We start from the raw sequence: 22347 nt of genomic DNA, 5'->3' as shown, positions 1-22347 counted from the left end.
TTTACTCTCATGGAGAGTGCTGAACTACGCGAACTGCTCACCCCCGAGGGGCTCGCTCTCCTGAATTCTCTGCCCGAGTATTCCTCCACAACGGACGTGCTCAAGATCGTCTCAGAGTTACGCAAAGCCGGAAATTCCGCGTCATTAGTGGCTTCTGTGCTCACCCAGGCTAAATTGCGCGCGAAAGCACAAACAAAGTTCGGTGACTTTGCCTCCAGCATGTTGTTCACCGAAGCCGGCCTTGAACAGGCAACTAGGCTGCCGGTGGCAGCACTTCATGCCGGTCGTTTTGTTCGCGCAGGGCTCACTCACGTTGCTGATCTGGGATGTGGAATTGGGGCAGATGCCTTGGCTTTTGCCGGGGCGGGACTGACCCTCCATGCAGTAGATGCCGATGAAGTGACGGCAGCGATAGCTGTAGTGAACCTCAGCGCATTCCCTGAAGCAACTGTTTCTCACGGCACCGCCGAAGAAACAGACCTCACCGGGATAGAGGGTGTTTATCTTGATCCTGCCCGCAGAACCTCCGGTCACAGCAACACCAGTCGCTTGACCAAGTCTGAAGACTATTCGCCGTCCCTTGATTTTGCTTTCGGTCTCGCAGCGCAGCTGCCGACCGGAATCAAACTAGGCCCTGGCATCGATCGAGATCTCATTCCAGATAACTGTGAAGCACAGTGGGTTTCTGTGGGTGGGGATGTTGTGGAGCTCGCGCTGTGGTTTGGCCCACTGGCCAGGGAGGGCATTACCCGCTCCGCCTTGATCATGACACCAGAAGGGATGCATGAGCTCAGCGCAGCAGCAGACTCGGCTGATGCTGAAGTGGGACCTTTGGGCAGATACCTCTACGAACCAGACGGTGCTGTGATTCGTGCACGACTCATTGGTGATCTTGCTCGCTCACTCAGTGCCCACATGCTCGATGAACACATTGCTTATATGAGCAGTGAAACGTTAGTCCGCTCCCCTTTTGCAGCTGCCTTCGAAATCCACGAGCAGTTCCCGTTAGATGTGAAACAGCTTGCTACTGAACTGAACAAGCGCAACATTGGCACTCTGGAAATAAAGAAGCGCGGGGTTGATATTGACCCGGCAGAGTTCCGCAAGAAACTCAAACTCTCTGGAACAGAATCAGCAACCTTGTTCCTCACCCGGATCGGTGACCGCAGAGTCGCGCTCTTGGCTCAGCGGGTGAACTAACCGCCCCTGTTGTCCACATTTCTCAATTCTCTGAAACTGTGCACAAACATCATCTCGGCAAATGAATTGTTCCAACCGTATCCCTACGGTTACCGCATGGTTCGTCGCAATGGATATTGGAAGAAACACACCAAAAAAGAGTTACAAGCTTTGCTGTTGATGTTGGATGACCAGGGCTGGCGAATCAGGAATCCACCAACCTACTACCGGGCATTTTGCCCCTGTCCCGAAAAGCATCAAACAGGTATTCACCTCACGCCCAGCAACCCTCACTATGCGAAAAACATTTTGAGATACTTAGAGAGAGCAACATGTTTCATTTACCCGGGAAGGATATAGAAATGGAAACAGTTCGTGTTTCGGTAAGTTTCTTTGTCACCGGTGAAATAGATCTCGACCACCACCTCGATCAGGTGATGACTGCATTGATGGCCATCGAAGCTGCTGACGACCGCATTTCAGATTCTGACTACACCGCAACAATCAAGACTGGTTTTGTGTGCATTAATTCTTCAGCCAAGGCAAGCACCTTTGACCAAGCCGCGGCCGTAGCAATGGCAACTATCCGTTCAGCAATTCACGCAGCAGGCGGATTCACTCCTGGCTGGGAGAGCAATGACTACGTTGTCACCGGCAAAGAAACTGCCGAATACAACTTTGTGGAGCAACAACTCATTAAGTGGTGACCCTGGGCTTGAGTGTGGTGAAACGAGAACTCAAGTGAACGGATAATTCATCAGATTTACATTCGACGCCGCAAAAACAACTCACGCCATCAACCGAGGCTGATGGCGTGAGTACTCTCAAGAGGATTAGTAGTAGTAATTTCCCATTCCCGAGGCGATAACCACGCCCAGGAAGGCGAACAGCAGGGAAATAACGATCACAGCAAGGCCGATGCCGACATAACCCATGATGAGGCCAGCTAAAGCAAGGCCTCCGCCCTGTTCACCAGTTCGACGAACTTCGGCGCGTGCCATGTGGCCGGTGACCACAGCAACGATGCTGGCTAGGAAGGGAATGAAAGTAAGGCCGACGATGCCGGCTACGAGAGCAACAATCGAGAGAGTGTTGGTCTTCTCGGAGGAGACAACAGTCACGGTTGGTGCTGCTGGAGCTGCAGTCTCAGCTGCAGCAGGCTTTGCTGCTGCTTTGGCTGCAGGCTTAGAAGTCTTTGGTGCTTTTTCTGTCATGGCTTAATTCTAATGAACGTGGATGTCTGTAACTGGGAGTGTGCTGTCAGCTCCAAAACTTAGTGAGGAGGGCTGAGCACCTTCCATAATGAGCTCTGAAGCTAACGCAGCAATCATGGCGCCATTATCGGTGCACAGAGAGAACGCAGGGATTCTCAACTCAACACCGGCAGCTTCTGCCCGCTGGCTGGCCACTTCGCGCAGGCGAGCATTGGCGACAACTCCACCGCCAAGTAACAGCCGGGGAACCCCCTGGTCTTGGCATGCTGCAATAGCTTTGGCGGTCAATACGTCCACGACTGCTTCGCGGAAGCTCGCTGCCACATCAGCAACAGGTACTTCTTCACCGGCATCCCGGCGCACTTCCACCCACCTGGCAACTGCTGTTTTCAACCCAGAGAAAGAGAAGTCATACCGGTGCTTGTCCATGTCCTTCGGGAGGGTGAGCCCTCGGGGGAACCGGATTGCTTTCGGGTCCCCCTCGGCAGCAACGCGATCGATGTGGGGACCGCCTGGATAGGGGAGGCCAAGGATTCGAGCTACCTTGTCAAAAGCTTCACCAGCAGCGTCATCAATGGTTTCGCCGAGCATCACCACATCCGAGGTGAGATCTTTGACCAGAAGCAACGAGGTGTGACCACCGGAGACAAGAAGCGCGATGGTGGGATATTCCAGTGGGCCGTCTTCGCCCAAAACATCCGCACCGACGTGACCGACGAGGTGGTTCACGGCATACAGAGGTTTATTCAGCGAGAGCGCTAAGGCTTTAGCTGCACCAACGCCCACCATCAGAGCACCTGCAAGTCCTGGGCCACTCGTGACGGCAACTGCATCGAGATCTGCCAGCTCGATGCCTGCCGTGGCAACAGCCTCGGTGAGGGCGGGGCGTAAAGCTTCCAAGTGCGCACGAGCAGCAACTTCCGGAACCACGCCACCATACCGAGCATGCTCATCCATCGAGGACGCAATGACGTTAGCCAAGAGTTCGCGACCACGAACAATGCCAATGCCCGTCTCATCACAGCTTGTCTCAATTCCCAGCACGAGGGGGGCTTCTCTATTCATCACAGATCTGCTCCCTTCTTCATGATGACTGCATCCACACCCTCTGGTTGGTAATAACCGGGTCGCACCGCAATTTCTTCAAACCCCAACGAGGCATACAACGCGATTGCGTGAGGATTATCTGCACGCACTTCTAGGAAGATGCGGCGCGCATGGAGCGCTTCTGCTTCTTCTAAAAGTGCTTCCATGAGCCGGCGGCCGAGACCGTGGCTTCGGAAGTCAGGATGAATAGCGATGGTTTGGATATCACCATCGCCAGAACCTCTCGGCGCGAGAAGGCCGGCATAACCCACGACAAGTGGGTCTCCACCTAACGCATCGGTGTGGGCCTCAGCAACGAGATAGAAACAGTTGCGATCGGCAACATCACGCGCCATAGCTTCAGTGGACCACGCCTCATGGCCAAACACAGGAGTCTCGATCTCCATAATGGCGGGCACGTCGTCGATGCCTGCCTGGCGCAAGACAATGCTGTTGATCATTTCTTGCCCCCGCGCATTTCTTGGACAACTCTCTTGGGGCCATTGCTCATGGTCACATCAGGGGAGCGCAAATACACTGCGGTCGCTGGAGGGAACTCTTTCCCTTGGAGGAACATTGCCTCAGCAATGAGTCCCAACCAGTGGGCGTGAACTTCACGAGCATCTAAGCGAAGGCCTTCTGCCAGTGGAACCTCATCAGCCTTGGCGAGAGCGGGGCCTTCTACTCGAGTAGGTATTCCATCCGCATTTTTGGAGTACTTACTCCAAAACAATTCCTTACGCCGTGCATCAGTGACCACCAGAACAGGTTCATGACTAGTTGCGAAATGTTCGGCAGCAACAGCATCATGGCTCACCATAGGTAGCAGGATTGCCCCGGCGCCGAATGCGAACGCATCGGCGGCAGCAATCCCCACTCGCAGACCTGTGAACGGGCCAGGCCCCATCCCTGCAGCAACGTGGGTAACGCTCTCTGCTTTCACGCCTGCCTCGGTGAGAACTTCCTCAATGAACGGCCCCACCACTTCGGCATGACGCATGGTGTCGGGAGTGGAGCGTGAGGAGAGAACTTGACCCTGGCTGACGAGAGCAACACTGGTTCCGGCAGAAGTGTCAATGGCAAGAATGATTGCGGTCATGGGTGCTCCCATCGTGACCCGTGCCCCGTGAGGGTGACATGGCGTGGCTCGACGAGTTCCTCACCGAGCTCACCGGCCTGAGCGCCCTCGGGGCGCTCAATAACAACATCGAGCCAAGAATCAACGATGCCCTCGAGCATGCCGGCACCCCACTCGACCACGACAACAGAATTGGCAAAGTCAATATCGAGATCATCGAGTTCAACAGCGCTGTTGAGACGATAGGCATCGACGTGCACCAAAGGTGCACCACCGACCAAGCTCGGGTGGGTTCTGGCTAAAACAAAGGTGGGAGAAGTAACAGCTCCGCGAACCTGCAGGCCTTCACCAATACCGCGGGTGAGCGTGGTCTTGCCCGCACCTAAGGGGCCAGTCAACACAAGTACGTCTCCGGCACGAAGCTCGCGGCCAATCTCGAGGCCCAGCTCATGCATCTCTTCCGGAGTGGAAATGGTGCGTGTGCCCTGCATCAGGCCTGACCCTCGTAAATGTATTCCAGGCGTGTAGGAATCAGCCTGGTCACAATCTCATAACCAATAGATCCGGCGGCCGCTGCCCAGTCATGCACGGACGGGTGGCCGAGCTCAGGATTACCAAAGAGCACCACGTGGTCTCCCACGGCAACAGGGTCATCTCCCACATTCACCAGGAACTGGTCCATTGCAATGCGGCCCGCCACCGGATAGGTGGAGCCATTGAGAAGGACTGGACCATTCATGGACGCGTCACGGTTGATTCCATCACCATAGCCAAACGGAATCAATGCCAGGGTGCTCTCGTGTGGCGTGCGGTGCAGGTAGCCATAGCTCACACCCGTGTTTTCGGGAACACGACGAACTGCCACCACTCGACCCTCGAGAGTCATTGCCGGGGTGAGACCAAACTGTTCTGGACGGTGTTCTTCGGTGGGACCAATACCGTAGGCAGCAATTCCTGATCGAACCATATTGAATCGCGTCTCAGGCAGCGTCAGGGCTGCCAGCGAGGCTGCTAAGTGAACATAGGGAGGTTCAATTCCAGCATCTGCCAGCTCAGAGATTCCCACTTGAAACACCTTGAGCTGTTCGAGGTCATCTTCTGGGGTGGTGTTTGAGAGGTGACTCATCACGCCCTCAACAACAAGGTCGCCTGAAGCGTGGAGTTCAGTAGCAGTGCGGAAGAACGCATCCCACTGGTTTGGGCTGGCACCATTACGGCTTAGCCCGGTGTCCAATTTGAGGTGAACGCGAGGGGTTTTGTGGGCACGGTGTCCAGCCGCCGCGATGGCGTTCAGTTGTGCAACAGAGACTGCACCGAGAGTGATGTCTGCCCCTACTGCTTCGTCGAAGGTTTCATCTGGTGCATGAATCCAACACAGCACCGGAGCAGTGATTCCTGCCCCACGAAGGGTAAGTGCCTCAGCAATATCTGCTGTACCGAGCCAGGTTGCACCGCCAGCTAGCGCAGCACGCGCAGCAGGAACCATGCCGTGGCCATAGGCATTAGCTTTGACCACAACCATGACATCGTCCACGCCGGTGATCTCACGAATGCGCCGAACATTGCCAGCTATGGCATCGGTGTTGACGCGGGCAATGCGAAAAGGTGTGTGGCTCATGCGGCGCTGCCTTCGGCAACCACGAATGCAACAGCAGCATCCGCGTCATGCGAGATAGACAGGTGCACCGAAGTTATTCCCCGTTCCGTGGCCATGTGGGCAGCTGCCCCACTCAACTCAAAGGAAGGCTTGCCCAGCTGGTCCTTGACCACAACCATGTCGTGGAAGGTCATCGAACCTGATCCACCGAAAGCTTTGATGAGAGCTTCCTTGGCTGCGAAGCGGCCCGCCAAAGAATGCGCGGGAAGTTCACGTTCTGATTCAACAAAGAGACGTTCAGCAAGTTTGGGGGTGCGCTCAAGCGCCCGCTCAAAGCGAGCGATGTCGACGATGTCGACGCCCACTCCCATGATCATGAGCGTCTATTCGACCGTGACCGACTTGGCCAGGTTACGTGGCTGGTCCACATCCAAGCCCTTAGCATCTGCCAGTTCCATGGCGAAGATCTGCAGGGGAACAACAGCGAGGATGGGTTCAAACATAGGGTCTGCCAGAGGAATCTGAATGACCTCATCGGCATAGGGAAGGACTGCTGCATCGCCCTGCTCTGCGATGGCGATAACACGTGCACCACGTGCACGAATCTCTTGGATGTTGGAGACAACCTTGGAGTGAATCAGCGCTGAACCGCGAGGGCTGGGAACAATCACGAACACAGGCTGACCGTGATCAATCAATGCAATAGGACCGTGCTTGAGCTCACCGGCAGCGAAACCTTCTGCGTGGATGTAGGCAAGCTCCTTAAGCTTGAGCGCACCCTCCAACGCGATGGGGTAACCCACATGGCGGCCGAGGAACAACACTGAAGGGGTGTCACTCATCCACTTAGCCAACTGAGAAATCTTTTCGCCAGTTTCCAATACCTTGGTGACCTTCGCAGGCAACGCCTGGAGGTCGGTAGCGAGACGACGCAGTTCCTTCTCATTCACAGTGTTCTTCGAGCGTGCAATGTGCAAGCCGATGAGGTACAGCGCGGTGATCTGAGCAACGAACGCTTTGGTGGAGGCAACAGCAACCTCAGGACCTGCGTGGGTGTAGACAACCGCGTCAGATTCGCGAGGGATGGTTGCACCCTGGGTGTTACACACCGAGATGGTGCGGGCACCCTGTTCGCGAGCATATTTGACCGCCATCAAGGTGTCCATGGTTTCACCTGACTGGCTGATAGAAATAACCAACGTCTCAGGAGTAATCACGGGATCGCGGTAACGGAACTCGTGCGAGAGCTGAACTTCGACTGGAATGCGTGCCCACTGCTCGATGGCATAGGCGCCAACCATTCCGGCATAGGACGCGGTGCCACAAGCAACCAAGATGATGCGGTTGATGCCGTTCAAGACATCATCACCAAGTTCAGTGAGCTCAGGAACCTCAACGAGTCCGTCCACGACGCGTCCGCGAACGGAGTTCGCTACCGCGTCGGGGTTCTCGGTGATTTCTTTGGCCATGAAGGAAGACCAGCCACCCTTTTCGGAGGCCGAGGCATCCCAGGCAATTTCATACTCTTCAATGACGACAGGGTTGCCGTCAAAATCAATAACTTCAACTAAATCAGGCGTAATTCGCACGACCTGATTCTGTCCCACTGCGGCAGCGCGGTGGGTGTATTCAACGAAGGCGGCCACATCAGAGCCGAGGAAGTTTTCTCCCTCACCCAAACCAATCACCAGAGGTGAGTTGTGGCGGGCAGCAACAATCTGGTGCGGTGCATCAGTGTGCACGGCCAGCAACGTAAATGCGCCCTCGAGGCGGTTGACAACCAAGCGCATTGCTTCGCGCAGGTCACCCACCTCGCGGTAGACGTCTCCGAGCAAAACAGCTGCAACAGCAGTGTCAGTTTCTGAGACAAACTCATATCCCTTGGCCAACATTTCTTCTTTGATTTCAGCAAAGTTTTCAATAATGCCGTTGTGAATCAGAGCAAGGTTGCCACCGTCTCCTAGATGTGGGTGAGCGTTCACATCGGTGGGTCCACCGTGGGTTGCCCAGCGTGTGTGACCAATACCAGTGTGGCCAGCTGAAACAGGGCTGGTTTCTAACAGGTCAACCAGTGCCTGGAGCTTTCCTGCCTTTTTTGCTGTTTCAATTGCCCCCGATTCGGTGAGCACAGCAATACCGGCAGAGTCATATCCGCGGTACTCCTGACGCTTCAGACCGCCCAAGAGAACGGCAAGAGTGTCTTGCTGACCGACGTAACCCACGATTCCACACATAAGAGTTCTAGTTTAGTTCACGAGCGGCATTTGGCTTGTTTAGGGCAGAATAGGCAGGTGAGGCTAGAGCACACCGGCGCAATCAATACGCACACCACCCCCTTTGTGGAAATCTCCCGGGCAGAGTGGGCAGAGTTGGCGCCCACGACAAAATCTCCCCTCACCGAGGCAGATATTGAGAGCTTGCGTGGCCTGGGGGACCGTCTCGACCTCAAAGAAGTCGAAGATGTCTATCTTCCACTGAGTAGGTTGCTCTCGATCTATGCCACCGGAGCACGCAAACTACACCGGGACACCACCGATTTCCTCGGCGAGCGCGCCACGACAACTCCCTTTGTCATTGGTGTTGCCGGCTCGGTCGCCGTGGGGAAATCGACGGTGGCACGCCTGCTGCAAATGCTCATGGCTCGCTGGGAGGACACTCCCCGCGTGGAACTGGTCACCACCGATGGTTTCCTCTACCCCAATGCGGAACTGTTCCGCCGGGGCATCTTGGATCGCAAGGGTTTTCCTGAAAGCTATGACCGCCGTGCCCTACTGCGTTTTGTGAGCAAGATTAAAAGCGGTGCGGAAGAAGCGACCGCTCCGGTGTATTCCCACTTGAACTACGACATTCTCCCTGATGAAGAGATTGTGGTGCGCCAGCCTGATGTACTCATCGTCGAAGGCCTGAATGTGTTGCAACCTCCCACCCGTGGTGGTTTAGCAGTCAGTGATCTCTTCGACTTCACGATCTATGTTGATGCCCGCACGGCAGATATTGCCACCTGGTATCAGGAAAGATTCCTCAGCCTGCAAAGAAGTGCCTTCACCGACCCCGATTCTTACTTCCATCGCTACTCACAGCTGACCGAAGAAGAGGCAAAGGCAACAGCCCAAGATTTCTGGGAGCGCATTAACCTTCCCAACCTGGAAGAGAACATCCGCCCCACACGTTCACGGGCAACCTTGGTGCTGCGCAAGTCGGCGAACCACGCAGTATCGACAGTGTTACTGAGAAAGATCTAAGACGAAACGGCTCAAGATTAGAGCGAAAGCTCTGCCTTGACCACATCAGCGAGACTGTGTGCCAAGCGATCAGCAGTAGCCTGGTCGGCTGCTTCCACCATGACGCGAACCATGGGTTCGGTTCCGGAAGGACGAAGAAGAACTCGGCCCGTGTCGGCAAGTTCTGCTTCAGCCGCTTTCACCGCTTCATCGATAACAGCGTTGCCAGCAAGGGAATGGTGATCAACACCGCGGACGTTCACCAAAATCTGAGGGTAGACGGTCATCACTGAAGCGAGCTCGGCGATTGTCTTTCCGGTGCGGGCCATTTCGGCAACCAGGTGCAAACCGGTCAAAATTCCATCACCGGTGGTGGCATATTCGGTCATGATGACGTGACCAGACTGCTCTCCACCCAGGGAAGCATCGTGCTCAGCGAGGCCTTCGAGAACGTAACGGTCCCCCACAGCAGTTTGAATGACTGTGATGCCGTGCTTCTCCATGGCTTTGTGCAGGCCAAGGTTACTCATCACAGTGGCAACAAGAGTGTCGTTCTTGAGGTGACCGCGCTCTTTCATCGACACCGCAAGGATTGCCATGATCTGGTCGCCATCGACGACGTTGCCCTGAGCATCGACTGCCAGGCAACGGTCAGCGTCACCATCGTGAGCAATCCCGATATCAGCACCGTGAGCAACAACGGCAGCAGCGACCACGTCAAGGTGGGTGGAGCCCACACCATCGTTGATGTTTAATCCATCAGGGTCTGCTGCGATGACGGTGACCTTGGCACCGGCATCGGTGAAGACCTCGGGAGAGATTGCCGAAGCTGCACCGTGAGCACAATCCAAGACCACGTGCAGACCGTTGAGCTTGTTGGGCAGGGTGCCGAGCAAGTGAATAACGTAGCGGTCTTCCGCATCTGCGAAGCGACGAATACGACCAACCTCACCGCCGGTGGGCAGCAGGTGATCGGCGTCTAACGCAGCTTCGATGCGGTCTTCGACCTCATCAGGAAGCTTCGTTCCGCCGAAAGCAAAGAACTTGATGCCGTTATCGGGTGCAGGGTTGTGTGAGGCAGAAACCATCACACCAAAGTCCGCACCGATAGAGCTGACAAGATAAGCAGCTGCGGGGGTGGGAATAACACCTGCATCGAGCACGTCTATACCCGAGCTTGCTAACCCGGCAGATAACGCCGCGGTGAGGAATTCACCCGAGATTCGAGGGTCACGTGCAATGACCGCTGTAGCACGACGTCCCTCAGCTCGTCTGGCCTCGGCTCTGCGACCGCTGGTGAGAACCACCGCAGCCGACTGGGCCAGTGCCAAGGTTAGATCTGCCGTGAGTTCACGGTTTGCTAAGCCTCGGACACCGTCCGTGCCGAATAGACGTGCCAAGGGACAGTCGTTCAGTACAGAAGCGAGATTAACGCTTCGAGAACTGTGAAGCCTTACGAGCCTTCTTCAGACCAGCCTTCTTGCGCTCGATGACGCGTGCGTCACGAGTCAAGAAGCCTGCCTTCTTGAGGGTCGCGCGGTTGTTGTCGCGGTCAATCTCGTTCAGTGCGCGAGCGATAGCAAGACGCAGTGCGCCAGCCTGACCGGAAGGGCCACCACCGGTGATGCGTGCGACAACGTCGTATGCGCCACCGAGCTCAAGCACGGTGAAGGGGTCGTTGATGAGCTGCTGGTGCAGCTTGTTGGGGAAATAGTTGGCAAGCTCACGGCCGTTGACCGTGATGGTGCCGGAACCGGGTACGAGGCGTACGCGAGCAATAGCCTGCTTGCGACGACCTACAGCTGCACCTGGAACGTTGAGAACTGCGCGAGGAGCCTTAGGGGCTGCTGCAACAGGAGTTTCGGTTGAGTACTCGGTGACCTCTTCGGTCTCGGTCTCGATTTCTGCGTTGTCCGCCATGATTTTTCTAATCCTTTATCTACGTCTTCGAGGCTCTACTGAGCTACCTGAGTGAGGGTGTATACCTTGGGCTGCTGTGCAGCGTGAGGGTGCTCTGCGCCACGGTAGACCTTGAGCTTGCGGAACTGGTCACGTCCCAAAGAAGTCTTGGGGAGCATGCCACGGATAGCCTTCTCGACTGCGCGCTCAGGGTTCTTCTCGAGCAGATCGGTGTAGGTAGTAGCGGTCAAACCACCTGGGTAACCAGAGTGGCGGTAAGCCTTCTTCTGTGTAGCCTTGTTGCCGGTGAGGACAACCTTGTCTGCGTTGATGATGATGACGAAGTCACCCATGTCCATGTGAGGGGTGTAGGTGGGCTTGTTCTTGCCACGCAGAATGGTTGCTGCGTGAGAAGCGAGGCGTCCAAGAACAACGTCGGTTGCGTCAATGATGACCCAGCCGCGTGTAACTTCTCCAGCCTTAGGCGTAAAGGTACGAGTCACAGTAATACTGCTTTCTTGTCGAAATGAGTGGTCCGTGTATCCCGCTCAGTCGTCGCGTTCTGAAAGCAGTATCTCGCTTGCAGAACCCGTCAGTCGAGGGCTCAACTTCGGCGGCCTGTCCATAGAGAACAAGCACCAAGGGTCTAATTTACGCTATGGGAGCGTCGTCGGTCAATTCGCGACGGCTGCGGGTCAGGTCAGCCCGCTGGCCCACCTCATCATCCGGTGGATAAATAATCTGGGTCAAGGTCAAACCGTGGGCGGGCATGACCTTAAACACGCTGGTGCGATCACCTTTATCCCGCAAATCCTCAATGGCATCCAGGGAATGTGTTCCAGACCCTGCTGCCACACATGCGCCAACCAAAGACCTCACCATGGAGTGGCAGAACGCATCAGCTTGCAGCTGTGCGACGATCACCCCGTGTTCATCGCGTTGCCAGTGGAACTCCTGCAATTCGCGTATCGTGGTGGCGCCTGGACGTGGTCGACAAAAGGCACTGAAGTTCCGCAATCCCAGCATCATCTCGGCGGCCTCATTCATGGCATCCACATCCAGCGGATAGAAGTGAAAGGCAGTTCTGCGCCTGTCGATAGGGTTCACGTGTTCGAGGCCATCAGCCAGACGATATTCATAGCGTCTGGCTAGTGGTGAAAAGCGGGCATCAAAACCTGCAGGTGCAACGGTGACCTTATTGATTACGACATCCGCATTGCGTCCCATTGATCCATCAACACGGCGCATCAGCGCATGCAGCATCGAATGGGGAACGAGAGGCAGACCATCCACGATAGGAATTCCGCCCTGCTCCTGAAGTTCTCTGCGTTCTTCTCGGGAGAAAGAGACCCGGATGAGCTGCTCCAGAGGAACATCGATATGCGCCACCTGGGCCGCAGCATGAACACCAGCATCCGTGCGACCAGCAACCACGATGCGAGGGGAAACATCCATGCGCAGCACCTGCGCAAAGGCGTGCTCCATGGTTCCTTCAACGGTGCGCTTGTCCGGTTGTTTAGCCCAGCCAGCAAAGTCGGTGCCGTCGTAGCCAAAGTCCAAACGAAGTCGAACAACACCTTCGACCTCAATGAGGTCAGAAAAGTCGTCCTCTAGGACGTCGTTCTCTGGTAATTCCTCATTCACGTCTTCGAGTCTAAAGTCTCGAACACAGCAGAGTTAACGTTCGAAGCCCCGGCGATCAACACCGGGGCTTCGAACATGTTCTGTGTGAAGACTACTTAGCTTCCTCTTCAGGAGTCTCTTCAGCAGCAGGCGCTTCCTCAGCTGCTGGAGCTTCCTCTGCAGCAGGTGCTTCTTCAACAACCTCTGCAACGGTTTCTTCTACAACGGTTTCAACTTCTGCTTCACCGGCAGTGTCAACTGCGACCTCTTCGGTCACCTCGTCAACGACGACCTCTTCAACAACCTCAGCTGCAGGAGCTGCTGCTGCCTTGGGAGCCTCAGCCTTAGCTGGCTTAGCCTTGGCAGGCTTCTTGTTGACTGGCTCGAGCACGAGCTCGATCTGTGCCAGAGGAGCGTTGTCACCCTTGCGGTAACCGAGCTTGGTGATGCGGGTGTAGCCGCCCTCACGCTCAGCAACCAGTGGAGCGATTTCAGCGAAAAGGATGTGAACAGCTTCCTTGTTACGCAAGATCGACAGTGCACGGCGACGTGCGTGAAGGTCTCCACGCTTTGCAAACGTGATGAGACGCTCAGCCACGGGACGCAGGCGCTTTGCCTTGGTCTCGGTGGTCTTGATCGACTTGTGGGTGAACAGGGAAACGGACATGTTCGCGAGCATCAAGCGCTCGTGTGCAGGACCGCCTCCGAGGCGTGGACCCTTAGTTGGGGTAGGCATTTTCTATATCTCCGTAAATACTTCTGACGTGTCTATACAGACAGTCGCTTAGATGTTCTCGTCGTCGTCGAAGCCACCGTAGAAGTGTGCTCCGTCGAATCCGGGGACGGAATCCTTGAGAGACAGACCCATCTCGATGAGCTTGTCGCGAACCTCGTCGACCGACTTCTGACCGAAGTTGCGGATGTTCATCAACTGAGTTTCAGACAAAGCTACGAGCTCAGAAACGGTGTTGATGCCTTCGCGCTTGAGGCAGTTGTAGGAACGAACAGAGAGGTCGAGGTCCTCAACAGGAATCGACAGCTCAGAGCTGAGAACTGCGTCTACTGGTGCGGGACCGATCTCGATACCTTCAGCAGCAGTGTTGAGCTCGCGGGCCAGACCGAACAGCTCGGTCAGGGTACGACCAGCAGAAGCCATAGCGTCACGTGGAGTGATAGCTGGCTTGGTCTCCACGTCAACAACCAGACGGTCGAAGTCAGTGCGCTCACCGGCACGAGTTGCCTCGACGCGGTAGGTCACCTTGAGTACTGGAGAGTAGATCGAGTCAACAGGAATCTGACCTGCCTCAGAGAACTCTGAACGGTTCTGAGCGCTGGAGACATAACCACGTCCACGCTCGATGGTCAGCTCGAGTTCGAACTTGGCCTTGTCGTTGAGGGTTGCGATAACAAGCTCAGGGTTGTGGATCTCAACACCAGCAGGTGCGGAGATGTCTGCAGCGGTAACAACACCGGAACCCTGCTTACGCAAGTAAGCGGTGATGGGCTCGTCGTGCTCGCTGGAAACAACCAGAGACTTGATGTTCAGGATGATTTCAGTTGCGTCTTCCTTCACACCGGGGATGGTGGAGAACTCGTGGAGTACGCCATCAAGACGGATGCTGGTTACTGCTGCACCAGGAATGCTGGAGAGCAGGGTACGACGCAAAGAGTTACCGAGGGTGTAACCGAAACCTGGTTCAAGCGGTTCAATGATGAAACGTGAACGGTATTCGGAGATGTTCTCTTCGGAAAGCGTGGGGCGCTGTGCAATGAGCACTATGTATTCCTTTCGGCTAAGTGTCCGATATATGACACTTGCGTGAGCGATGAATTATTGAGTTATGAAAGAGGGGAAAACTAAACGCGACGACGCTTAGGTGGACGGCATCCGTTGTGAGCCTGTGGGGTCACATCCGAGATCGATCCAACCTCAAGGCCTGCGGCCTGAAGCGAACGAATTGCGGTTTCACGTCCAGAGCCGGGGCCCTTGACGAAGACGTCTACCTTCTTCATGCCGTGCTCTTGTGCCTGGCGTGCTGCAGACTCTGCTGCGAGCTGAGCGGCGAATGGGGTCGACTTACGTGAACCCTTGAAGCCAACTCCACCGGACGATGCCCAGCTGATTACGGCACCAGTGGTGTCAGTGATTGACACGATGGTGTTGTTGAACGTGCTCTTAATGTGAGCCTGGCCCACAGCTACGTTCTTCTTGTCCTTTTTGCGCGGCTTGCGAACTGCCGACTTAGGTGCTGCCATGATTTCTCCTAAAACCTTATGGGGCTAGTACCCGCCTACGCGGATTACTTAGCCTTCTTCTTGCCGGCGACGGTACGCTTTGGTCCCTTACGGGTACGAGCGTTGGTCTTGGTGCGCTGACCGCGAACCGGCAGACCCTTACGGTGGCGAAGACCTTCGTAGCTACCGATCTCGACCTTGCGGCGGATGTCAGCCTGAACTTCACGGCGGAGGTCACCCTCTACGCGGAAGTTGCCTTCGATGTAGTCACGCAGAGCGACCAGCTGGTCGTCGGTGAGGTCCTTGACGCGGATGTCTCCGCTGATTTTGGTGTCGGCGAGAGTCTTAAGAGCTCGCGTACGGCCAACACCGTAGATGTATGTCAGTGCAACTTCCACGCGCTTTTCGCGTGGAATGTCTACTCCGGCAAGACGTGCCATGGTGGCATCTCCTTGTGTGTAGTGGAGGTGTGGAGCATTCCCGGTGCCACGGCCTCCAACCGTAGGTGTCCTCTCAATTTCTTGAGATTCTTGGGAGTGCTTTTTTCAGTTGTTGCGGTGAAACCGCGTCTCTCACTCCTGCGAGTGAAAATCTGTGGGGGTGTTACTAACCCTGGCGCTGCTTGTGACGTGGGTTCTCGCAGATCACCATGACGTTTCCGTGGCGGCGAATAACCTTGCACTTGTCGCAGATGGGCTTAACGCTGGGGTTAACCTTCATTTTTCTTACCTATTTCGCTGTCTTCGTACCTGCACGCAGGCCGTTACTTCTCAGAAATCCTTATTTGTAGCGGTAAACGATACGGCCACGAGTAAGGTCGTATGGGCTCAGCTCTACGATGACCTTGTCCTCAGGGAGGATTCGGATGTAGTGCTGGCGCATCTTGCCCGAAATGTGGGCAAGTACCTTGTGTCCGTTGGTTAGCTCAACGCGGAACATGGCATTTGGCAACGCTTCTGTGATCGTTCCTTCGATCTCAATGACGCCGTCTTTTTTCGCCATATACTCACTTATCGCTTAATTGGGGATTTCTGGTCTTGCGGTTGCAATATGGTTTCTGACGACACGCCAAAGGCATGGCAACAGACACCAAAGTACAAGCTTATGTGATATTCGCCGAGAAAGCCAACTCGGGCTGAGGTAAGTGCTGCTCAACCACGTTCTACTGGCGCCCCTGGCGACGGAGAAAAATCAGCAATGCGACACCGAGTACAACAGTTCCAACTGATGCAAGAAGCACTGGAAGGAAGTTTGCTGCTCCAGTCTTGGCTAACGCTGGTTCATAAGTAAAGGTCCCAGCATTCCAGGATGTAGTTGCGGGTACACCAGGTGTTGTTCCGCCGAATATATTCGCAGTTGCTGTCAGAACAACAGATCCGACTGCTCCTTGAGGACTCGTCACATTCCAATAATTCCCAGAGGCAACAAGCGAAGTTCCATTATCTATTCCAAAACTCACATGAAGAGGTTGAAAATTGGGGCCAATTACAGGAACCTGCGTATTCGTAACAGCACCACCGTCACCAATAAGAGTTGAATAACTCAATCCCCAACCCAACATTCCAGACGGTGTTGCCGCCATGGAATAGTACTCTCCACCATCAATGCTCGTAGCAGTGGTCAAGTTTCCTTGGCCACCAAGTCCGAGAATTCTGACAGGATAATTGCTGGCAGTTGTTGAACCAATGCCAAGGGATCCCCCAACATTACTTCCCCAAGCAACTGCTCCTGAAGTTGTTAGAGCAAGTGCTTGATAAAGACCAGCACCTAGGGAAGTTACGCCTGTCAGATAGCCAGTCCCACCCAAGCCAATTACTCGCACAGGCGAGGAGCTATTTGTTAAAGTGCCATCACCTAGGGCACCCGAAAAATTATCGCCCCATGCATAAGTAGCATCCCCCGAGGAAGCAAGCGCAAAGCTTTCTCCAGCTGCAAGCATTGTTATGCCGGAAAGAGTTCCTGACCCACCAACCCCTTGAACAACGACTGGATATGGTCGATTTGTGGTTGTACCATCACCAAGATTTCCATAAAAATTAGCACCCCATGAAACCAATGTTCCATTGCTAACTGCCATTCCAAAAAATGCTCCGGCAGCAACTGCAGTGACATTTGTTAGTGGCGAAGTGCCATTAATTCCCAAAACAATCACCGGCGATCTTGCATCTGTACCGACTTGGTTATTTCCCAATTGGCCATGATCATTACTTCCCCAGGCAAACACATTCGTTCCATTTGTTGCATACGCCTCACTGAAACCCGCAGCGACACCATTGATGCCTGTGAGTTCACCGGAACCCCCCACGCCGTTGACAACAAGGGGGACTGAGCTATTTGTCAAGGTACCGATGCCTAAATTGCCACGGCTGTTGAGCCCCCAGCTGACTACATGCCCATTACTCACAGCAAGTGAAAACCATCCGCCAGCAGAGATATCTGTCACGTCTGTTAAATATCCAGATCCGCCAATTCCCTTGACTTGTACAGGCACTGAACTGTTTGAAGTGGTGCCATCACCTAATTCGCCATAACCGTTGTATCCCCAGGAATATACAGTCCCCTGGGAAGTGAGACCCAGAGCATGTCGAATGCCCACGGAAACCTTGACAAAGTTGATACCGTCAATCGTCACAGGCGTCCCGCCTGAAACTGGCCCAGCAGTTGGTGAAGCAGAACCATGTGCACTCAACGAAGATAGAAGAGTCAAACATAAACCTGCGACCACAGAAATAATCAACTGTGAAAGGCGCATTAGTGCCGAAGTATTGAGTGAAGCTTGATTGCGATGCCGCATGGATAAAGGATATCGGTGCTCAACTCAAGCAATCGGAGTTGGCACAACACCAAAGGGTGCCAAGCCTGCAGCCCCACCATCATGCGCAGTGAGAACCCAGATGCCATCTTTGTGCACAGCAACCGAGTGTTCCCAGTGTGAAGCCATGCCACCGTCTTCGGTGATGACGGTCCAGTCATCCTCGGCAACGTAGGTGTCGATCTTGCCGGTGACAACCATGGGCTCGATGGCTACAACCAGCCCAGGCTTTACTTCAGGGCCCTTTTGCTTCACACGGTAGTTGAACACTGGGGGCGCTTCGTGCATGTCACGTCCAATACCGTGACCTATGTAATCAGTGAGGATGCCGTAGCGGTGGCCAACTTTCATACCCTCAAGTTCGATATAGCCCTGGATGGCATCTCCCACCTCATTAAGGTGCTTAGCTTTGGCCAAGCGAGCAATACCTGCCCAGAGGGATCCTTCCGTAATTCTGGAAAGCTGCTCACGCTCAGCTACAACCTCAGGACGGCTAGGGTCGGGAACAACAACTGTAATGGCGGAGTCCCCATTCCATTCTTTGTATTGCGCACCAGCATCGATCGAGACGATGTCGCCAGGTTCAAGGATGCGACCGCCAGGAATGCCGTGAACGACTTCGTCGTTCACCGAGGCACACACGGTGTGGCGATAACCAGGAACCAACTTGAAATTGGGTTCTGCTCCGCGGTCACGGATGACCTTTTCCGCCGCAGCGTCAATCTCGAGTGTGGAGACTCCAGCACGAATCAGGGGACGTGCAGCGTCGAGCGCAGCAGCGGTAATGAGTCCAGGTTCCACCATAAGCCTCAGCTGTGCTGGGGACTTATAAATATTGGTGCGAAAACCCATCTGTTGTTTTAGGCCTGAACGCCGGCAGCAGAAAGTGCGTCAACGATGCGAGAGGTCACTTCTTCCACAGCGCCTAGACCGTCAACGGTGACAACAATGCCACGAGCGGAGTAGGTGTCGATAAGCGGAGCAGTCTGCTCTTCATAGACAGACATGCGGTGACGGATGACCTCTTCCGTATCGTCAGCACGGCCTTCAATTTCAGCACGCTTGAGCAAGCGCCCCACCACAACATCGGTGTCTGCGGTGATCAGAACAACAGCATCGAGAGCCTTCCCGTCAGCGGAAAGCATCCGGTCGAGCTCGTTCACCTGATCAATGGTGCGAGGGTATCCATCGAGGAGGAAACCATTCGCAGCGTCTGCTTCGTGCAGGCGATCTTCGACGATGGCATTGGTCAACGAGTCGGGGACATACTCTCCGCGAGCCATGATTGCCTTCACCTCGAGACCCAACGGAGTCTCGTTCTTAACGTTGGCGCGGAAGATATCTCCGGTAGAAATAGCGGGAATACCGTATGTTTCGGCGAGGATTGCTGCCTGTGTACCCTTACCTGCTCCGGGTGGTCCAATCAGCAGCAGGCGAGTACCAGTCATTATCGCAATAGCCCTTCATAGTGGCGCTGTTGTAACTGCGAATCGATCTGTTTCACAGTCTCCAGCCCAACACCTACAACGATAAGTATAGATGTTCCACCGAATGTGAAGGAGGTGCTGGCGCCTGCCAGAGCGAGCACAATCAGGGGCAAAATCGCGACGAGACCGAGGTATAGCGAACCAGGCAAGGTAATGCGGGTCAGCACGTAGTCGAGATATTCGGCAGTGGGGCGACCGGCACGAATGCCGGGGATGAAGCCACCGTATTGCTTCATGTTGTCGGCAACCTCAACAGGGTTGAAGGTAATGGCGACATAGAAGTAGGTGAAGCCCACAATCAGCAGGAAGAACATCAGCATGTAGACCGGGTGGTCACCCTGCGTGAGGTAGGTAGAAATCCAGGTCACCCATGCCGCAGGCTGTTGACCAGCTGCTGGCTGGTTGAACTGTGCAATCAGCGCGGGGAGGTACAACAGTGAGGAAGCGAAGATCACGGGGACCACACCAGCCATGTTGACCTTGATGGGGATGTAAGTGTTGTTACCACCGTAGGTGCGACGTCCAACAACACGCTTGGCGTACTGAACAGGAATACGACGCTGTGACTGCTCCACGAAGACAACAGCAACGATGACAACCAAAATCAGCGCGATCACAATCAGCAGAGTGTTCAGACCGCGTGCGCTGTAAACGTTTCCGAGAGAGCGAGGGAAGCCAGCTGCAATCGAGGTGAAGATCAACAAAGACATACCGTTACCGATACCGCGCTCGGTGACCAGTTCCGCCATCCACATGATCAGACCGGTACCTGCGGTGAGGGTGATCACCATGAGCAGGATTGCGTACCACGCGTCATTGGTGAGCAGCTGAGAACACTCAGGAGTGGAGTTGGTTCCAAAGAGTGCACCCGAGCGAGCAACAGTGATCAGTGTGGTCGACTGCAGAACACCAAGTGCAATGGTGAGGTAACGGGTGTACTGGGTCAGCTTGGACTGGCCAGCCTGACCTTCCTTGTACAACGTTTCAAAGTGAGGGATGACCACGCGCAAGAGCTGGACGATGATCGACGCCGTGATGTAGGGCATGATGCCCAGAGCAAAGATGCTCAGCTGGAGGAGAGCTCCACCAGAAAAGAGGTTGACGAGCTCATAGAGGCCCGAAGTGTTTTGGTTAGCGTTGAGACACTTTTGAACGTTGCCAAAATCAACGTAGGGTCCGGGGATGAACGATCCCAGACGGAACAGGGTGATAATTCCCAGCGTGAAGCCAATCTTGCGGCGCAAGTCTGGAGTGCGGAAAATTCGCACAATTGCACTAATCACAAATGACTCCTGTAAATCTTGGGGGTTGTAACGCGTACTGGCTCCCCTCAGGGGGAGCCAGTAACGCTACGTTTGCGCAACCAGCAGGTGGTTACTTGATCGAACCGCCTGCAGCCACGATCTTTTGCTCTGCTGAGCTCGAGACCTTGTCTACTGCAATGTTCAGCTTAACAGCGATGTCGCCGTTACCAAGAACCTTGACCTTCTCGTTCTTGCGAACTGCGCCCTTGGCTACGAGGTCAGCTACTGTGACATCTCCACCGTTGGGGTACAGCTCAGCAAGAGCGTCCAGGTTGACAACCTGGTACTCAACACGGAAGGGGTTCTTGAAGCCGCGGAGCTTGGGGGTACGCATGTGCAGAGGCATCTGTCCACCCTCAAAGCCGATCTTGACCTGGTAACGAGCCTTCGTTCCCTTGGTACCACGACCTGCAGTCTTACCCTTAGAACCTTCACCACGGCCTACGCGAGTGCGAGCCTTCTTCGCGCCCTCAGCGGGACGAAGGTGGTGCACCTTAAGGACGTGCTCACGAGGTTCTGCAGCAGCCTTCTTTGCAGCAGGCTTCTTTGCAGCAGCAGCCTTGGGAGCCTCAGCCTGAGCTTCGGTCTTCTCAGCAGCTGGCTTAGCGGCAGCCTTAGGAGCAGCCTTTGCAGCAGGTGCCTTTTCTGCGGCAGGCTTCGCAGCAGCCTTAGGTGCAGCAGCTTTGGCAGCAGGTGCCTTCGCAGCGGCAGCCTTAGGAGCAGCAGCCTTCGCAGCTGGAGCCTTCTTAGCGGCTTCCTTCTTCTCTTCAGCCATTAGTCAATCTCCTCGACCTTGACGAGGTGAGCCACGGTGCGAACGTATCCGCGAGTTACCGGGCTGTCCTCTTTGACGACGATGTCGCCAATGCGCTTGAGACCCAGGCTACGAAGAGTGTCGCGCTGGTTCTGCTTTTCGCTAATTACGGACTTGATCTGTGTCACCTTGAGACGAGCAGCCATTAGGCACCTGCCTTTGCAGCCTCAGCTTCTGCGCGCACGAGGCGTGCAGGAGCAACCTGGTCAAAGTCCAGACCACGACGGGCAGCAACGGCGCGAGGCTCTTCGAGCTGCTTCAGTGCTTCCACGGTGGCGTGAACAATGTTGATGGTGTTGGACGAACCAAGAGACTTGCTCAGAACGTCGTGGATGCCTGCGCACTCAAGTACGGCACGCACTGGACCACCGGCGATAACACCGGTACCTGCAGCAGCGGGACGAAGGAGTACAACACCGGCTGCTGCCTCGCCCTGAACAGGGTGAGGAATGGTGTTACCGGTGCGTGGTACGCGGAAGAAAGCCTTCTTTGCTTCTTCAACACCCTTGGAGATAGCGAGGGGAACTTCCTTCGCCTTACCGTAGCCAACGCCAACCATACCGTTACCGTCACCGACGACGACGAGAGCGGTGAAGCTAAAGCGACGACCACCCTTGACTACCTTGGATACACGGTTGATGGTGACGACGCGCTCGAGGAACTGGCTCTTCTCGGCGTCGCGATCGCGGTTGCGATCCTTGTTGGGGTTGCGCTCACGGCCACCACGGCGAGCCTCACGAGGCTCGTTGGTGGTGTCTACGAGTGCAGTTTCCACAGCTGCTTCTGCAGCTTCAGTTT

At 55.0% G+C, this 22347-nt stretch carries 28 protein-coding genes; 3 read left to right on the top strand and 25 right to left on the bottom strand.

Translation table 11 applies throughout. The annotated features are described in order from the left end of the window. The first annotated feature begins 9 nt into the window (after positions 1-9). Both AURUGA1_RS01040 and AURUGA1_RS01030 read left to right on the top strand, forming a co-directional pair. Positions 10-1200 carry a class I SAM-dependent methyltransferase gene (locus AURUGA1_RS01040; protein ID WP_114128488.1) on the top strand — a complete coding sequence of 397 codons (1191 nt, stop codon included), beginning with the start codon at positions 10-12 and terminating at the stop codon, positions 1198-1200. Between the two features lie 341 nt (positions 1201-1541). After that, positions 1542-1886 carry a hypothetical protein gene (locus tag AURUGA1_RS01030; protein ID WP_114128487.1) on the top strand — a complete coding sequence of 115 codons (345 nt, stop codon included), beginning with the start codon at positions 1542-1544 and terminating at the stop codon, positions 1884-1886. A gap of 126 nt (positions 1887-2012) precedes the next feature. On the opposite strand, the gene AURUGA1_RS01025 is transcribed toward AURUGA1_RS01030, so the two are convergent. Genes AURUGA1_RS01025 through glmS form a run of 8 tightly spaced genes read right to left on the bottom strand, consistent with a single transcriptional unit; the run spans position 2013 to position 8388 of the window. Further along, on the bottom strand, positions 2013-2393 hold the full coding sequence (locus tag AURUGA1_RS01025; RefSeq protein ID WP_114128486.1) for a DUF4190 domain-containing protein: 381 nt from the start codon (positions 2391-2393) through the stop codon (positions 2013-2015). Between the two features lie 9 nt (positions 2394-2402). Next, positions 2403-3458, bottom strand: a complete 1056-nt coding sequence (tsaD, locus tag AURUGA1_RS01020; protein WP_114128485.1) for a tRNA (adenosine(37)-N6)-threonylcarbamoyltransferase complex transferase subunit TsaD — start codon at positions 3456-3458, stop codon at positions 2403-2405. Beyond that, positions 3458-3940, bottom strand: a complete 483-nt coding sequence (gene rimI, locus AURUGA1_RS01015) for a ribosomal protein S18-alanine N-acetyltransferase (RefSeq protein WP_114128484.1) — start codon at positions 3938-3940, stop codon at positions 3458-3460. The genes tsaD and rimI overlap by 1 nt, the downstream gene beginning before the upstream one ends. Beyond that, positions 3937-4578, bottom strand: a complete 642-nt coding sequence (tsaB, locus tag AURUGA1_RS01010; RefSeq protein WP_371412362.1) for a tRNA (adenosine(37)-N6)-threonylcarbamoyltransferase complex dimerization subunit type 1 TsaB — start codon at positions 4576-4578, stop codon at positions 3937-3939. The genes rimI and tsaB overlap by 4 nt, the downstream gene beginning before the upstream one ends. Then, on the bottom strand, positions 4575-5048 hold the full coding sequence (gene tsaE, locus AURUGA1_RS01005; protein ID WP_114128483.1) for a tRNA (adenosine(37)-N6)-threonylcarbamoyltransferase complex ATPase subunit type 1 TsaE: 474 nt from the start codon (positions 5046-5048) through the stop codon (positions 4575-4577). Before tsaE ends, tsaB begins: the two co-directional genes overlap by 4 nt. After that, positions 5048-6175, bottom strand: coding sequence for an alanine racemase (gene alr / locus AURUGA1_RS01000; RefSeq protein WP_114128482.1), 1128 nt, complete (start codon positions 6173-6175; stop codon positions 5048-5050). The genes tsaE and alr overlap by 1 nt, the downstream gene beginning before the upstream one ends. Next, complete coding sequence (locus tag AURUGA1_RS00995) at positions 6172-6531, bottom strand: holo-ACP synthase (RefSeq protein ID WP_114128481.1); 360 nt, start codon at positions 6529-6531, stop codon at positions 6172-6174. The genes alr and AURUGA1_RS00995 overlap by 4 nt, the downstream gene beginning before the upstream one ends. A 6-nt stretch (positions 6532-6537) precedes the next feature. Continuing rightward, the gene (glmS, locus tag AURUGA1_RS00990; protein ID WP_114128480.1) at positions 6538-8388 is read right to left on the bottom strand and encodes a glutamine--fructose-6-phosphate transaminase (isomerizing); all 1851 of its coding nucleotides are present in this window, start codon (positions 8386-8388) and stop codon (positions 6538-6540) included. A gap of 57 nt (positions 8389-8445) precedes the next feature. Here glmS and coaA point away from each other — a divergent pair, with 57 nt between their 5' ends. Continuing rightward, entirely contained in the window at positions 8446-9396 is a 951-nt protein-coding gene (gene coaA / locus AURUGA1_RS00985; RefSeq protein ID WP_114128479.1) for a type I pantothenate kinase, read from the top strand. Between the two features lie 17 nt (positions 9397-9413). Here coaA and glmM read toward each other — a convergent pair whose 3' ends face one another. The 17 genes from glmM to rpsE all read right to left on the bottom strand — a co-directional run bounded on the left by glmM (position 9414) and on the right by rpsE (position 22324). Beyond that, a complete protein-coding gene (gene glmM / locus AURUGA1_RS00980; protein WP_114128478.1) occupies positions 9414-10775 on the bottom strand; it encodes a phosphoglucosamine mutase in 1362 nt (453 codons plus the stop codon). A 28-nt stretch (positions 10776-10803) separates the two neighbouring features. Continuing rightward, on the bottom strand, positions 10804-11295 hold the full coding sequence (gene rpsI / locus AURUGA1_RS00975; RefSeq protein WP_114128477.1) for a 30S ribosomal protein S9: 492 nt from the start codon (positions 11293-11295) through the stop codon (positions 10804-10806). 35 nt (positions 11296-11330) lie between these two features. Continuing rightward, a complete protein-coding gene (gene rplM / locus AURUGA1_RS00970) occupies positions 11331-11777 on the bottom strand; it encodes a 50S ribosomal protein L13 (protein ID WP_114128476.1) in 447 nt (148 codons plus the stop codon). 148 nt (positions 11778-11925) lie between these two features. Next, a complete protein-coding gene (truA, locus tag AURUGA1_RS00965; protein WP_371412361.1) occupies positions 11926-12918 on the bottom strand; it encodes a tRNA pseudouridine(38-40) synthase TruA in 993 nt (330 codons plus the stop codon). 91 nt (positions 12919-13009) lie between these two features. Continuing rightward, complete coding sequence (rplQ, locus tag AURUGA1_RS00960) at positions 13010-13633, bottom strand: 50S ribosomal protein L17 (protein WP_114128475.1); 624 nt, start codon at positions 13631-13633, stop codon at positions 13010-13012. A gap of 48 nt (positions 13634-13681) precedes the next feature. After that, a complete protein-coding gene (locus tag AURUGA1_RS00955) occupies positions 13682-14674 on the bottom strand; it encodes a DNA-directed RNA polymerase subunit alpha (protein ID WP_096382500.1) in 993 nt (330 codons plus the stop codon). 80 nt (positions 14675-14754) lie between these two features. Continuing rightward, positions 14755-15153 (bottom strand): 30S ribosomal protein S11, encoded by a 399-nt coding sequence (gene rpsK, locus AURUGA1_RS00950; protein WP_096382503.1) that lies wholly within the window; start codon positions 15151-15153, stop codon positions 14755-14757. Positions 15154-15197: 44 nt separating this feature from the next. After that, positions 15198-15572: a 30S ribosomal protein S13 gene (gene rpsM, locus AURUGA1_RS00945; RefSeq protein WP_096382505.1), complete on the bottom strand. Its 375-nt coding sequence runs from the start codon at positions 15570-15572 to the stop codon at positions 15198-15200. A 166-nt stretch (positions 15573-15738) separates the two neighbouring features. Next, positions 15739-15852 carry a 50S ribosomal protein L36 gene (gene rpmJ / locus AURUGA1_RS00940; RefSeq protein ID WP_047561540.1) on the bottom strand — a complete coding sequence of 38 codons (114 nt, stop codon included), beginning with the start codon at positions 15850-15852 and terminating at the stop codon, positions 15739-15741. A 60-nt stretch (positions 15853-15912) separates the two neighbouring features. Next, complete coding sequence (infA, locus tag AURUGA1_RS00935) at positions 15913-16134, bottom strand: translation initiation factor IF-1 (protein ID WP_096382508.1); 222 nt, start codon at positions 16132-16134, stop codon at positions 15913-15915. Positions 16135-16294: 160 nt separating this feature from the next. Further along, complete coding sequence (locus AURUGA1_RS00930; RefSeq protein WP_114128474.1) at positions 16295-17926, bottom strand: hypothetical protein; 1632 nt, start codon at positions 17924-17926, stop codon at positions 16295-16297. Between the two features lie 24 nt (positions 17927-17950). Beyond that, a complete protein-coding gene (gene map / locus AURUGA1_RS00925; RefSeq protein WP_114128473.1) occupies positions 17951-18796 on the bottom strand; it encodes a type I methionyl aminopeptidase in 846 nt (281 codons plus the stop codon). A gap of 8 nt (positions 18797-18804) precedes the next feature. Next, entirely contained in the window at positions 18805-19392 is a 588-nt protein-coding gene (locus AURUGA1_RS00920) for an adenylate kinase (RefSeq protein ID WP_205214652.1), read from the bottom strand. Continuing rightward, positions 19392-20714 (bottom strand): preprotein translocase subunit SecY, encoded by a 1323-nt coding sequence (gene secY / locus AURUGA1_RS00915; RefSeq protein ID WP_114128472.1) that lies wholly within the window; start codon positions 20712-20714, stop codon positions 19392-19394. The genes AURUGA1_RS00920 and secY overlap by 1 nt, the downstream gene beginning before the upstream one ends. A gap of 91 nt (positions 20715-20805) precedes the next feature. Further along, positions 20806-21510, bottom strand: a complete 705-nt coding sequence (gene rplO / locus AURUGA1_RS00910; RefSeq protein ID WP_096382513.1) for a 50S ribosomal protein L15 — start codon at positions 21508-21510, stop codon at positions 20806-20808. Further along, on the bottom strand, positions 21510-21695 hold the full coding sequence (gene rpmD, locus AURUGA1_RS00905) for a 50S ribosomal protein L30 (protein WP_096382516.1): 186 nt from the start codon (positions 21693-21695) through the stop codon (positions 21510-21512). The genes rplO and rpmD overlap by 1 nt, the downstream gene beginning before the upstream one ends. Beyond that, positions 21695-22324 carry a 30S ribosomal protein S5 gene (gene rpsE / locus AURUGA1_RS00900; RefSeq protein WP_256372996.1) on the bottom strand — a complete coding sequence of 210 codons (630 nt, stop codon included), beginning with the start codon at positions 22322-22324 and terminating at the stop codon, positions 21695-21697. The genes rpmD and rpsE overlap by 1 nt, the downstream gene beginning before the upstream one ends. Between the last annotated feature and the right edge of the window lie 23 nt (positions 22325-22347).

It is taken from the genome of Aurantimicrobium sp. MWH-Uga1, from assembly GCF_003325955.1.
Classification (GTDB): Bacteria; Actinomycetota; Actinomycetes; order Actinomycetales; family Microbacteriaceae; genus Aurantimicrobium.
Note: the sequence above shows the minus strand (reverse complement) of the source record. Positions and strands in the feature narration are given on the sequence as shown.